We start from the raw sequence: 13,652 nt of genomic DNA on the forward strand, positions 1-13,652 counted from the left end.
TTTCAATAATTTTAACTCTTCTAAAATATCTCGTATGTTCTCGTAATTAAATAATAGGGATTAGGAGAACTGAGGAAGCAAGGAACATCATTTCTCCCTGCTCCCCTCCTCAACTACTTGCTTGGGTAGCAGCTTTATCAATGGCTTTTTGAGAATCCACCTCAATAGCTTTCACTAGTTTAGTCACCTCTTCCGGTGTCTTCACAGGCTTTGTAGGAGGGTTGACGCTACTCCAGACTTTTGTCAATTCCGCCATGTTCGCTTCTATCCCTTTGTGTGCTTCCGGGTTTTCCCTCGCCATACTGCTAGCGATTGTTTGATAAAGTTCATTGGCATAAACTACAAAACCGCGAGAATCTTGGTATTCGATCGCAGCTGCAATTTTACCATTAGCAACGGCAGCACCATATTCGGAGTTGGCAGAATCCAGTAAACCGTTGATGACTTGCAACACAAAACTGTTTTGAGAACGTTGGTTGGATGGCAGTGTCGCAATTGCCCCATCGACTGCTTGCATTGAATTACTGAAGTTAGTTTTCACTTGTTCGGCTTTTCCGTTTGCTTTCACCAAATCTTGCAAGCTAATCAATGTCGTTTTGAACTCTTTAACTTTGCGATCGTTTAATTGTTCTTCGACATCAGTATAAATCTCTTCAACTGGATGTCCAATGTGAGGTTCAGCATCTTTTGGTTTATTTTGCTCAAGCAATTCTTTGGCGACTATGAGATGTCCCTTCATCAATCCCAACTTTGTCATATAATCAACATCTTTGACTTCACCTGTGAGTGTGACTTCTTCAACTGTCACTTGCTCTTTGATTTTGTCAAACTGTTCCTGAGTAATTACTTTTTTTGTCACCAATTCTTCTGGAGCAGCATAGGGACGATTAGCTTGGATTTTATTGGATAAAGCTGGAACGCCAAGCTTACCTTCAAATTTATCTAACTCTGACAAAATTGCCGAGTTGATATTAATCTTTTTCCCACCATGATGAATGCTATGACTGCCCTGACTTGCTTGGGTAACTTGAGGAGTTGAGTTAGCAACTGTAGCAGAAGTGTTATTGGAATTGTTATCTGCTGATGGTGTACCACCAGTACAAGATGAAAGCGAAACTATGGCACAAGCAGCTACAGCCAAAAACACATAACGAATTTTCATCAAAATTACTCCTCAGAACAATAAAGTCACAAAATCAAAGCCTTAAAAATCTAGTTAGACAGCATGTAGTATTAGCGGCTATCGCTAATTTCGCATATAATGCGATTTTTTATCAACTATTTCTGAGAAATTTTGCTTGAAATTAAAAAATATTTGCATAAACTATTGAAAGCATCAGCCAAACTCAAGATTGATCTTCTTTCCCTGTAACGACCTCAAACTGTCCCATGCATCCATTTTCTGCGATCGCATCTTGGTGGGGGTGAAACATATATTTACCGGGATAGCGAAACGCAAACTCAAAAATATGTCTTTCCGCTATACCCATTGTGACGACATCGGTTTTTTCAGCAGGAGTCATACTCATGCCGTAACGATAGACATCAAAGAAGTTGGCATGTAAGTGAAAAGTAATTGCGGGATCGAATTCAATGATGTTGAGAACATATAACCGAATCAACTGGTCTTTGTAGATGCGAATCGGATTGTTCATATAAAAATGTGGCAATCCATTAAAAGCATAATATTCATTCTTATTGTCGTCATTCACATCATACCCAGCCATTACCAACACCATTTCATCCGCAGGTGGACGAGACTGGGGAGGATCGATAATAAATATGCCATACAGCCCCTTGGCAATATGTCTAGTCACAGGTTCAATATGGCAGTGGTAGAGATGAACACCATAGGGTTCGGCATCAAACTCGTAAATTGTCGCCTTCCCGTGACTCACTGGACGCACCCCATCCATTTCTGCTGGGTGAACTCCATGAAAATGTAACGAGTGTGAATGCCCAGCTTGGTTGAGAAACAAGACTCGCACTCGTTCTCCTTGTTTTGCTCTCAGTGTTGGACCTGGAATCCGACCGTTTAAATCCCAAACATTATAGGAAACAGAACTGTTTAGCTGAATTTCCGAAGTGCCCGCAGTCAAACGAAACTCACGAATCGTCCGCCCATTTTCCCGCTTTACCGTGCCATAGTCAAAGTCTCGTAATAACTTCATGGGATTCAATGTCGGTAAGGCAGCTTGTGCTTGCATTGTTGCATTCCAGGGCGGCACTTTTACTCGTAGCCTCGCCGAATTCCTCAGGGTTTGCCACAATGCAGTCCCACTCATGATACTCGTGCCAGCTAATCCGATTTTCAATATTTGGCGACGACTCCACAGCTTTTCCTTGGGAAAAATAAAGTTATTTGGCATGGCAGTGAGATTATTTGGCAACAAGAAAGCTGCTAAATATTTGCAATAAACCTAAGTATTATACAAGGGGTAAACTATTGTCAATAATTCCTAAGTATCTTGCTAGATATTTCTAATAATCAAAGATTCCGAAACTTTGGTCAAAATTATGTATATCTTCTTGCACTAAGTAGGAAGGCGGAATTATTTATAAGCTGAAAGCTACTACTGGATAAGGATTTCGGCTACCCTCAACCCGGTAGGTTTGCTTTAATTCCACCCAGCTACTTAATTCATGTTTATTTATAAATACCCTCTGAACTTGCTGAAATTTTTTTCATCATCTAAAACCCTGATAGGAAATTTGTGATTACTCAGTTCCTACAAGGGTTTAACTCCTATATTTATTAGGTTGGGATAACCACTACCGAAACAACTGTATTTTGTATACCACCAATAAAGTGAATGAATCCCCAAACCAGGCTAATGTATAAATTTGTTGCTGAAGTTAATTAAATAACCAGAAACAAATCTTCAGCAATAGTTTCCAGTCGCCAAGTTCTCATATTTACACATATTTCCATTTCCAATACATCGCCGCTTGACCACAATATTGCCCGCTTTCATCCAAAACATTCCACAAAATTATATTTTCAATATGAAAGCGTTTCCCACTACTTGAATAACGAATTCCAGAAGAGTTTTTTACAATTCCTGTTGTTGCAGCTTCATGCAAAAGCTTTTCTCTGTCAGCTATCTCCACATCTCTAACACTTTGTCGTGAAGGCATTTTTGTAAAGTCTTCCCAAGATAATTCCCACAATTCCAAAGCCCTACTATTACCATAATTAAAAATCGGATCAGGTTCCGTACCGTGGGAAACAACAATAAAAGGCGCATCAAATAAATTTTGAGCAATTTCTTCAGGTGATGCACTCAAATCAAATAATGACTCACCCATCCAATGTTGGTAACTATGCAACAGACGTTGAGAATGAATGATAATGGCTTCTTGTTGCCAGGGATTTTGGTTTGCTTGTAGCATGGACTTAAGTAGATATAAAAAAGAGATGTTGGGGAATACTTTTTCCAAGAAAGATTAGCAACGTGTAAAATGCTAAATAAAAAATAATTTTTTCATTACTTTTCTAAACGAACAGCATACCACTGTAAATATTTACCTGGTCCAATATTTAACTCACAACTGGTATCAATTAAGTGTTGGGCTTGCGCGGTCAAAGTATCAAACTTCTGCAAGTCGTATGGTATATCTTCGGATGTAAATTCTTGTAAAATTCCCTGCAATTTCTCTAGTAATTCTGCTGCTGTGAGAAATTGTTCCGGTTGATTAGTTTCAAGGACGACAAAATCATCTTGCTGGTACATTAATGAGTCTGGCATGAGAAAAATTTTCATACTTGCAACACTAAATATAACGCTTCTTGCTCGCATCAAATACAGAACTTCGTGTTTTGAAGTAAATAAAGCCCAGAGGAAAATTAGCGTAAGGATGTATTGCCCTTGTCACAGCAAGATTGCAGCAAGTGGACTGGGGCAGAAACAAATGTATAATATTTATGTACTATTTTACTGGCTAGAATGATTCTGTTTACTTGAACACAGATGGGGTAATCGCGAATCGGTGGGACTTGAATCAAAAATGTTTCCTACAAATGAAAGCTCCGCATGAATTCTTGGGAACTATAAATAGTAACATTTTTGAACTTAGCCATTAGCAGGTTACAAAAATAGGACAAGTTCTTACCTTCTCAATAATTAACTATGCAATTCAGTCATCTACCAAATGTGTTGCACGGTATCGTTTATACTGTGCTGGTGTTAATCTCACGAAATGATACAGAATTTCCCCGGCGATCGCTCACACCTTTGACAGGCTCACAGAAGTGCAAACACTTTAAAAGTATTATCCAAACACAATACTTTGTCGGCATATTGAAATTAGCACTCACTATCAAATGGATACAATTAACTCAGGGTCGTACTGACTTACAAGCTTCAGTATTAGAGATAAGCTGAAAAACTACTTTGCTGCGATGCCCACTATCCCTATCATCCTAAGACTCTGAATTTCTAAGACACCGCAACTCATGTCAGGCAAAAGCCCAATTCTAATTTCCAACAAACCACCTCTGATTCTCATAGCTGATGATGACAAAACCATACGGTTGTTGTTACGTGAATTTATGGAGCAGGAAGGTTATCGAGTGGTCGATGTGCACAACGGTAGAGAGTGTTTGGAAGCTTATATCGGCAATAAACCCGATTTAATTCTGATTGACGCAATTATGCCCGAAATGGACGGCTTTGATTGCTGCAAAGAGATACTCCAAATTGCTAGAAATAATCTTGCCCTTGCCCTTGCCGATTTTGATAGTGGTAATGGCTCGTTTGGCAATACTGTGATTTCCAAGCTTTGGGAGCGCACACCCATTCTCATGATTACAGGGCTAGATGATCCGAAATCTGTAGATCGCGCTTTTGACTGTGGAGCTAGTGATTTTGTGACTAAACCAATTCACTGGGCAGTATTGCGCCAACGTGTACGCAGACTATTACAACAAGCACAACTATACAAACAACTTGAAGCCGCAAACCAAGCTCTACAGCAACTTGCCAATGTTGATGGATTAACTGCGGTTGCCAACCGTCGTCACTTCGACCAATATCTAAATTCCCAATGGTTATCATTGGCGCAAGAACAGTCCCCGCTATCGCTAATCTTGTGTGACATCGATTATTTCAAACTTTACAACGATAAATACGGACATCCGGCAGGGGATACATGTTTACAAAAAGTCGCCACAGTTCTGAAGTATAAGGCGCAGAAAAATCATGACTTAGTCGCACGCTATGGGGGAGAAGAATTTGCAATTATTATGCCTTATACCCCAGCGACTGGTGCTGTTCATGTTGCAGCAGCTATGCAAGCAGGAATTCGAGAAATCGAAATTGAACACAATGAATCTGCCATCAGTCAATTTGTCACTCTCAGCTTAGGTATTGGTACTATGACTCCTAGCTTTGAATCTTCACCCCAAGATTTAATTTTGCTGGCTGATAAAGCTTTATATCAAGCAAAAGAGCAAGGACGAAATCGGATTATTCTCAAACAAAAACAAGTCGATTAGGTTCTGGGTTTTATACATGTTTTTGACATAATTTTTAGATAAATGTAGACCAAATCTCATCCCCTACAGTTCCGCCATAGAAATGTATTTTTGACTTCGCTCCCCCTCTGGCACGAGCTATCTTAGCGGAGTAAGCTATGGTTACGGAAAAGAAATTAAAAATTAAAAATAAAATACGTTTATTTATTTCCCTTTGAAGCAAGTAGCATTGAAACACAATTAAATATTAAAAGTGCCAGAATGAATTTTAATCATTGCTGACACTTTTTGGAAAGCTAATTTTTATGAAATTGTGGGTCTTTAAAATTTGGCTGACCCTTTCTTAAAAACATTTGTTGATTTTCAGAGTCTTTATTATTAGTTGACTCTGTTTTAACAATTATTAGTTTCTCAGGAATTATCTAATTTTTAAATTTCCTCATATTTTTTTTATATTCCTTGACTTTATATGTCAGTATATGTCGATTTATAAATAAAGTTGAAGGATATATTCAACTTTTCTGATTCTTTTTGTCCTTTTCTTCTTGTCGTTGTTCCCAACGCCAAAGAAATGCGGCAACGGCAATAACTGCTACTTGCACAGCCAAATTAGATAAGGCAGTTTCAATATCACGTCCTGCCAAGATTTTGGTGAGAAAAATAAACGCACCAATAAAACCAGAACCAGCCACCGCCAAATAAAAAAATCTACGCAAACCCCGATATGGAGCAGAAGCTTCAGCCTTGAGACGGGCATAGGTTTGAGGATCAAGTTTCTTGCTCGTTTTTGTTTGAGAATTTGGCTCTATCATATTTGAGTGAAGTATGCTATGATTAACGACTGTTTGCTGCCGATGTGGCTCAGTGGTAGAGCACTCGATTCGTAATCGAGCGGTCGCGGGTTCAAATCCCGCCATCGGCTTTAATGAAGTTTGATTGAAAGTTGATATTTTGGTATCTATATTTGTTATTTATCGCATATTCACTGAATAATCTTGCGAATTACGGATATTGGCAATAAAAAAGAGGACAGGTAAGCTACCCATCCTAAAAATTATATTAATTAAAATCTATTTGAGCTTTACCTTCTATCACTAAGGTGTTCTCACGACATATGGAGACTGGATTGCGGGAGCGCTACCAGAGCTAACCAAAGCCTGATAAATAAAAGCCGCCACTTCAGCTCTTGTAGCTTCGCGGGTTGGGTTAAGTTGTTTCACGTTAGGATAGTTAACTACTAATCCTCTGGTTGTTGCACCAGCAACAGAGGTGATTGCATATTCAGGAATTCTAGAAGCATCACTATAAAATGAAAGAACTCCAGCGTTGGGTGTAGTTATACCCAAACCATTTGCCAGTGCTACCAATACTTGGACACGAGGTATTTGTTGCTGTGGCTTGAAGGTTTTATCTGGATAACCAGAAATAAACCCGCCACGGACTGCAACTTGAATAACTTGGAATGCCCAATAATTACTTTTAACATCTGTAAATGCGATCGCTTCTCTTTTGGGAGCTGGGTTAAAAGCTTTGGCAATAATAGCTGCAAATTGATCGCGAGTTACGGGTGCGTCAGGTTTAAAAGTACCATCGGGGAAACCAGCAATAATATTTCGAGATGCTAAAGCCTCGATATATGCTTTTGCCCAGTAATTAGGTGATACATCCTTAAATGTAACTGCGCCTCCTGGGGGTGGTTCAACTGTGGCAACAACTAAGTCGATTTTTCCAGAAACCCTTTTGGGGTCTACATCATTGCCAACTGCAATAATAGTTTTGTCGGTGGTAAAATTATATATATCAAAGAACTTTTTCAGGTCTTGCTTACCGTTGTTGCGAATCAGATTCTGTCCTGGGCTTTCTTGCGTTCCTAAATCAGGTTCCGCATTTTGCAGTGCAATTAAACCGTGATCTCGACTGTCTTGAATCACGTTGCTTCGCAATACTGGTTTTGCTAAACCGTTAACGACAACACCTGTGTTATTTTGAACAATTTGGTTTTCGCTAATTAAAGGTGATGCACTTTCGCTGACTGCTAAACCAAAACCTGTATTTTGAAATACGTTGCCCCGAATTTCACCTTTAGCTTGCTTGGCAATGGAAACACCATTACCTTGGTTAAGAGTAAAAATGCTATTTTCTATTTTAGGATTACCGGTACCCGTAATAAAAATACCATCACGCACACTATTAGCTAATGTACTGTTTTGAATAGTAGGATTAGTTGATTCTACCCAAACTGCGGTTCCACGTTGGTTGGGGTTGGTTACTGTAACACCTGCAATAACTGCATTGTTGCCAGCCAAGATAGTAATATCTTGACGTGCGAATGTTCTACTGGTGTAAAATCCACCGCCCGTAACTATTATTCCCTGTCCTTTTGTCGCTTCGTCTCCACGTAGGGTAATACCTTGTCTTAAGTCGAGAGGAAAAGTTTCACCGCTTTCTACGTTGTATGTTCCCGGTGCCAGTTGAATTACAGTACCAGCTTGAGCTTGTCTGAGAGCAAAAGTAATACTTTTGAGTGGCGCTTCTGCGGATGTACCCGCACCTGTCGTGTCGCTACCTGTAGCCGGATTGACGTAAACTACGCTTTGATTTACTGGTACTTGTGCTGTAATAATTGGTACTTTTGATGCAGATGTGGTGTCACCAGCTTTAACTGGAACTGGTATTAAGATTGACCCACTAGAAACAAGCATCAAAGCTGCGAGTCCTGCTGGCAAAGTCCGAAACGAGGCGAAAAGGTTGCCGAATTTGGAACAATTATTGTTGCGTTGGCGATCGTTTAAACCCTGAATTGTCATCTTGGTTAGTATCTATGATGTGCTAAATAAAGTAAGTTTGATTAGGTATTTTTGGCAGTTATGTAACTGTAAAACCCATGCAAAACTATACCCGAAGACTTGTACTTAATCAGCACATTTTCTTTACAATTTCTATAAATTATCTTGAATATGCTTTAAATTCGTTTTCGCTAGGGTAAATTATCGAGATTGTTGAGTGATGTTGATTAAAGCAGGATATTTCCACGACTTTTGGCAACTTAATATTTAATGATGTCGTCTAAATTGAAATCAATACTAGTATAAATATTTAGAAATGCTGCCAAAAGTCCTACAAAATAGTCATTTTTTAGTATTCACAATTTTCACATCTGTATTGCTTAACACTAATCATGTTTTTGCTGCGGAGAAGGTTGTCTTAAAATATCGGGTTTTTCGCGAGTCTCTTTCTGTCACAGAACTGTCCGATTTTGCCGATAATGGCAAGTTGTCAATTCCCATGCGCGTGGGTTTTAAGCTCGCACAGCAAGACCCAAATAAGGTACGTCGCTATTTAACAGAACCCGTAAAGGTAAATGCAATCATTTTAGACCGAGTTTTAAATAGTCCGGTGGGGAATATAGTATTAGACCAAATGAGCGAAGTAATTCATACACCTTCGCGAAAAGCTGACAGACAAGCAATGCGTTCAGCTTTAGTGTTGTCAGCAAATCAGGATAATGATATTAAATTAATTGAAGTCATTAAAAACTACCCTGGTGCAGAAGTGGAAGTGGATGGCGATCGCTTAGAAAAAGCATTCCATCAACTACGTCGCTTACAAGGTAGTTTAAAAAATATATTTGGTTTCTAGTTATGGGGATGAGGCATTAGTTGAATGCTTTAAATATCAACCAACCACGACCTATAATCTCAATAAGCTAAATTTTCCAAAGTTTCGCGCAAATAACGCTGTACCTGTTGTTCGAGAGGCTGGATTTGATATTGCAAGCCGCGTTCGAGTAACCAGCGCTGGAAACCCGAACTAGATGCGATCGCATTCTTTAAGCTATCCCAAATTTCTGTATCGCCAGAAAACTGGCTTTCGATATGAATATTACTCATACTTACTTAACTCCGAGTAGTTTCTCCGAGAGTCAACAGGGGTGGAATTTTTAGATACTCATACCCCCAAAAATAGTTATTTTCACTATTCCCTTTATATAAGGTAATGGTGATGAGGATGCAAATTCTGTTACATCGGTGACGAAAATCAACATTAATTTAAAGTAACAGCTAAAAGTATTAATTAACATCTAACGAAAGTAGAGATATTTTTAGCTACTTGGATTCCAGAAAACAGCAGTCATAAAGAAAGCAAGGATTGACCTTGCTTTCTAGTTAATGTTGACCTTTTGCCGGTCATTGATTACTTAGTCATTGACAGGGTTCGACGTTTTGTAACCATCTGGAAGGCTTCAATAATGTCGCCTTCAACCCAATCGTTAAATTTGTCGAGACCAATACCGCACTCGTAACCATCCTTAACTTCCCTGGCATCTTCTTTCATCCGCTTGAGGGAATCAAGCACACCCTCGTAAATCACCTTGCCACCGCGTGCAACTCTGATTTTGCAATTGCGAACCAGTTTGCCATTTTGTACATAGCAACCAGCAACGGCTCCACGCCCGACGGGGAAGACGGCACGGACTTCGGCTTGACCTAGGGGTTCTTCGACCAATTCTGGTTCTAACAAACCTTCTAAAGCATCTTGGATGTCTTCGAGCAACTTATAAATAATGTTGTACTCGCGTACATCAACACCTGCTTCATCAGCTGCTGCTCTTGCGCCGCTAGCATATGTCGTATTGAAGCCAATAATTACCGCGCCACTCGCAGCTGCTAAGTCAATATCTGTTTGGGTAATCTCACCAGCAGATGACAGCAATAAGCGAATTTGAACTTCGTTTTGTGGAAGTTGCTTGAGCGAACCAACGATCGCCTCGACAGAACCCTGTACATCGCCCTTCAAAATTAAGTTGAGTTCCTTCAACTCGCCTTCTTGTGCTTTGGCAGAAATTCCGGCGAGGGTGACACGTCCCTGCATCAATCGCGATTGACGGATTTTTTCAGCCCTGGTAGCGGCAACGGAACGAGCTTCTTTTTCAACTAAGAACGCCTCGAACTCGTCACCCGCAGCAGGTACATCACTTAAACCGAGAACCTCAACTGCAAAGGATGGTGACGCAGCTTCAACACGCTGTCCGCGATCGTCAACCATTGCCCGAACTTTACCAAATACACAACCAGCAACGAGGATATCTCCAACGCGCAAAGTCCCGTTTTGAATCAATAAGGTCGCAACCGCACCCTTGGCTTTATCCAAGTGGGCTTCGATAACCGTTCCTTTTGCAGGTCGATTGGGATTCGCTGAAAGTTCTCCCACTTCTGCGACCAAGAGAATCATTTCCAACAAGGTGTCGAGATTTTCGCCCTTGATGGCACTGACGGGAACCATAATGGTATCACCGCCCCATTCTTCGGCAGTCATGCCGTACTGGGTCAATTCTTGCTTAACGCGGTCTGGCTGGGCACCTTCTTTGTCAATTTTGTTAATTGCAACAATAATTGGTACTTCCGCAGCTTGAGCATGACTAATTGCTTCTATTGTTTGTGGGCGCACGCCATCATCGGCGGCTACAACCAAAATTGCAATATCTGTCACCCTTGCTCCCCTCGCGCGCATTGCGGTGAAGGCTTCGTGACCAGGAGTATCTAAGAACACAACTTGTTGCATTTCACCATTGTGTTCAACATCGACATGGTAAGCACCAATATGCTGGGTGATGCCACCAGCTTCTCCAGCTGCCACCTTGGTTTTACGAATCGAGTCGAGCAGTGTTGTTTTACCGTGGTCTACGTGACCCATAATTGTTACAACTGGCGGACGACGATGGAGTTTATCCAAGTCACCCACTTCAATCATTTCGGTAACTTTACGAGCTTCGGCTTCTGGTTCTTGGGTTTCAACTAACACCTCAAGTTCGGTAGCAACCAAAGTAATGGTGGGGATGTCAAGATTTTGGGTAATACTCACCGGGATTGCTTTCATGAAGAGAATTTTGACAATCTCGGTATCGGCGATCGCTAAAGCATCAGCCAATTCTTGTACAGTCATGGGACCTGTAACAATTAGTATTTCCGGACGTTCGCGCTTGACTTCGGTTTCGCGACGATTTCCTCGGTTTTGCTCACGCTGCTGAGATGGTCTTCTGCCTTTTTGGGGACTAGCGATTGTCACCGCAGCTGGTTGAGACGGTCTGCTGGATTTTGGTTTGGGAGGACGAATAATCGCGTTGCTAACTTGGACTACATCATTGGCATCGCCATCTTCATCATCGAGTAAATCATCTTCCTCAAAGTCTTCTTCGATGATGGGCTTAACTCGCTTGTTTTTGGTGAGTTTAGCGGCTTTCGATTCTTTACCTTCGTCGATTTCTTCCTCTTGCCATTTTTTCCCACCTTTACCACCCAATCTAGGTGGCAAGGGACGCTTCAGTTCAACAACCGAAGTTGTCGCACCTCCTGCCTCATTTGTGGCAGATGCATCGGCTGTCGGTCGCGTTGGCGCTGCAATTAGCCTTGGTGGTGTTGCAGTGGGAATACCTACTTCTGGAGAACGCGAAGGTCTGCTGGGTCTTTGAACGTCGCCGCCACCAGGAGGGGGCGATTGTCTGCCGGCTCTCCTTTCCTGTCCTCCTGGGGCACCCGAACGTGCTGGTCTTGGGGTTCCTGAAGGTTGCCCTTCACCACCTTTATTAACCCTTGGTTTGCCTGGAGCTTGCTGTTCGTTACGATTTTCCTGTGGGGGCGCTGAACGATCGCGTTTGAGTATGGGTTTTTCTGCCGGTACAGCTGGGTTTGTCACCGCTTGCGTCGCCGCAGGAGTCTGTGCAGCCACGGTGGCTTCGGCAGCAGGTCGGGGTGGAGGTGCAACTAATTGTGGTTTCTGAGGCTTCTCTGCTTTTGCACGAGGCGCAGTGCTGGACTTTTCAGTTTTTTCAGCTGCGACCTTTTCTGCGGGCTGATTGGAAGTGGGCTTATTGTCCTTATTTTCCACATCTGCTGGTGCAGTTTGTTGTGTGGTCTCAGAGGGATTTCTTGGTACTGGTCGAATTGGTGCCGTCGGCTTCATGGGTGAAACTGGAGCGAAGGGTCGTGGTGAAGAAGGGTTGGACTCGGAATGAGCAAATTGGTTATTGGTAGTACTAGATGCCTCAACGGCGTTGGTACTCGAATTATTTAGCAATTTAGGTTTTCGTATTTCTAAAATTTCTTGTTTGTTACTTGCTGCGGGTCGATCACGCGAGCCACTATATTGTCCTGTATTTTGTAAACTATGTTTTTGACTCGTGGTCTGATCTTTTCTGGAGTGGGCATTTGTCACTGCCAGTTTTTCGGCTTCCGAACGGATGCGCTGTGCATCTGGTTCGGAGATCGTACTACTATGACTCTTGACTGCGATGCTGAGCTGGTCGCAAATTGCTAATAGCTCTTTGTTATCCAAATTCAATTCCTTTGATAATTCGTAGATTCTAACTTTGCCGTTGGTCATCCACTCTTCCCCTATAAGATTACAGTTTTGGCGGATGGTTGCCAGACTAATAGGACATCTCCATCCTTCGATTACTGTTTTTAGTAGGTTGCCGTTCTAGGTTTTGCCGGTGCCTCCAAGTCAGGAAAGAGAGATGTTTTCGGTTTAATGCTGGCATCCCCACCAATTTTGATGGTTGACACCTATTAGCGTCTCGACGCTACCAAGTTGCCAATTTATTCTTTGTTTTGCTGTTTTTGGTTGTGCTGATTCTGAGTCTTCCACGACACAATCGAGTAAAACGTCCTCTGAAGTATTGGTTTGCTTTCGAGCTAAACACTCTTTTTCTATTGTGGCACTACCCCGGCAATTAGAGGGGATTGTAACTGAATGCGATCGCGACTAACGCCGCAATTGCGAAATGTTTTTGGTGCTTGACAATAGTATTTTAAGTGCTGATTTACGTTGCCTTTGAAGAATTGACTTCTTCAGATTGCCCAGAGAGAGCTAATCTTTGCCACAATGCCTGATACAGTGCTTCGGGCACTGTTGCATGTAGCGATCGCCCTAATCTATTTTTCTTTTGAGCTGTCGTCAAGCAGCTCACTTGGGGACAAATATAGGCAGAACGCCCCATGCCCTCATCTAATTGTACCTGCCTAGATGGAAACACGCGGACAATTCGCCAAAACTCTTGTTTTAAACCTATCTTACGGCAACTTAGACAACGCCGATAATTGGGTTTCATCAGTATAATTGCGACTTTCTCCTTGGAGGTAATAATTTGTTAAAAAAAATTACAATTTCTTCTGAATGT

The 13,652-nt window shown here is 41.5% G+C and carries 12 protein-coding genes and 1 tRNA gene; 4 read left to right on the plus strand and 9 right to left on the minus strand.

From position 1 onward, the window contains the following. Positions 1–109: 109 nt before the first annotated feature. The 4 genes from VB733_RS09380 to VB733_RS09395 form a co-directional block, all read right to left on the minus strand. The gene (locus tag VB733_RS09380) at positions 110–1,165 is read right to left on the minus strand and encodes a helix-hairpin-helix domain-containing protein (protein ID WP_323339819.1); all 1,056 of its coding nucleotides are present in this window, start codon (positions 1,163–1,165) and stop codon (positions 110–112) included. A gap of 181 nt (positions 1,166–1,346) precedes the next feature. Next, entirely contained in the window at positions 1,347–2,369 is a 1,023-nt protein-coding gene (locus tag VB733_RS09385) for a multicopper oxidase domain-containing protein (RefSeq protein WP_323339820.1), read from the minus strand. Between the two features lie 547 nt (positions 2,370–2,916). Continuing rightward, on the minus strand, positions 2,917–3,393 hold the full coding sequence (locus tag VB733_RS09390; protein WP_323339821.1) for an MEKHLA domain-containing protein: 477 nt from the start codon (positions 3,391–3,393) through the stop codon (positions 2,917–2,919). A 95-nt stretch (positions 3,394–3,488) separates the two neighbouring features. Further along, positions 3,489–3,749: a chlororespiratory reduction protein 7 gene (locus VB733_RS09395; protein WP_323339822.1), complete on the minus strand. Its 261-nt coding sequence runs from the start codon at positions 3,747–3,749 to the stop codon at positions 3,489–3,491. 381 nt (positions 3,750–4,130) lie between these two features. Between VB733_RS09395 and VB733_RS09400 the strand changes: the two genes are divergently transcribed. Both VB733_RS09400 and VB733_RS09405 read left to right on the plus strand, forming a co-directional pair. Continuing rightward, positions 4,131–4,385 carry a hypothetical protein gene (locus tag VB733_RS09400; protein ID WP_323339823.1) on the plus strand — a complete coding sequence of 85 codons (255 nt, stop codon included), beginning with the start codon at positions 4,131–4,133 and terminating at the stop codon, positions 4,383–4,385. A 71-nt stretch (positions 4,386–4,456) separates the two neighbouring features. After that, on the plus strand, positions 4,457–5,497 hold the full coding sequence (locus VB733_RS09405) for a PleD family two-component system response regulator (RefSeq protein ID WP_323339824.1): 1,041 nt from the start codon (positions 4,457–4,459) through the stop codon (positions 5,495–5,497). Between the two features lie 491 nt (positions 5,498–5,988). Here VB733_RS09405 and VB733_RS09410 read toward each other — a convergent pair whose 3' ends face one another. Further along, positions 5,989–6,288 (minus strand): DUF3493 domain-containing protein, encoded by a 300-nt coding sequence (locus VB733_RS09410; protein ID WP_323339825.1) that lies wholly within the window; start codon positions 6,286–6,288, stop codon positions 5,989–5,991. Between the two features lie 38 nt (positions 6,289–6,326). Here VB733_RS09410 and VB733_RS09415 point away from each other — a divergent pair. Then, a tRNA-Thr gene (locus VB733_RS09415) sits at positions 6,327–6,398 on the plus strand. A gap of 172 nt (positions 6,399–6,570) precedes the next feature. Here the strand turns inward: VB733_RS09415 and VB733_RS09420 are convergent. Further along, a complete protein-coding gene (locus VB733_RS09420; RefSeq protein WP_416336308.1) occupies positions 6,571–8,283 on the minus strand; it encodes a DUF1565 domain-containing protein in 1,713 nt (570 codons plus the stop codon). Between the two features lie 295 nt (positions 8,284–8,578). On the opposite strand from VB733_RS09420, the gene VB733_RS09425 reads away from it, so the two are divergent. Next, positions 8,579–9,115, plus strand: coding sequence for an alpha/beta hydrolase (locus tag VB733_RS09425; protein WP_323339826.1), 537 nt, complete (start codon positions 8,579–8,581; stop codon positions 9,113–9,115). Positions 9,116–9,174: 59 nt separating this feature from the next. On the opposite strand, the gene VB733_RS09430 is transcribed toward VB733_RS09425, so the two are convergent. From VB733_RS09430 to VB733_RS09440, 3 genes are all read right to left on the minus strand, one after another. Further along, a complete protein-coding gene (locus VB733_RS09430; RefSeq protein WP_096616885.1) occupies positions 9,175–9,366 on the minus strand; it encodes a hypothetical protein in 192 nt (63 codons plus the stop codon). 304 nt (positions 9,367–9,670) lie between these two features. Then, positions 9,671–12,856, minus strand: coding sequence for a translation initiation factor IF-2 (gene infB, locus VB733_RS09435; RefSeq protein ID WP_323339827.1), 3,186 nt, complete (start codon positions 12,854–12,856; stop codon positions 9,671–9,673). Positions 12,857–13,295: 439 nt separating this feature from the next. Then, the gene (locus tag VB733_RS09440; RefSeq protein ID WP_323339828.1) at positions 13,296–13,583 is read right to left on the minus strand and encodes a YlxR family protein; all 288 of its coding nucleotides are present in this window, start codon (positions 13,581–13,583) and stop codon (positions 13,296–13,298) included. Positions 13,584–13,652 lie beyond the last annotated feature (69 nt).

It is taken from the genome of Calothrix sp. UHCC 0171, assembly GCF_034931845.1.
GTDB lineage: Bacteria > Cyanobacteriota > Cyanobacteriia > Cyanobacteriales > Nostocaceae > Brunnivagina.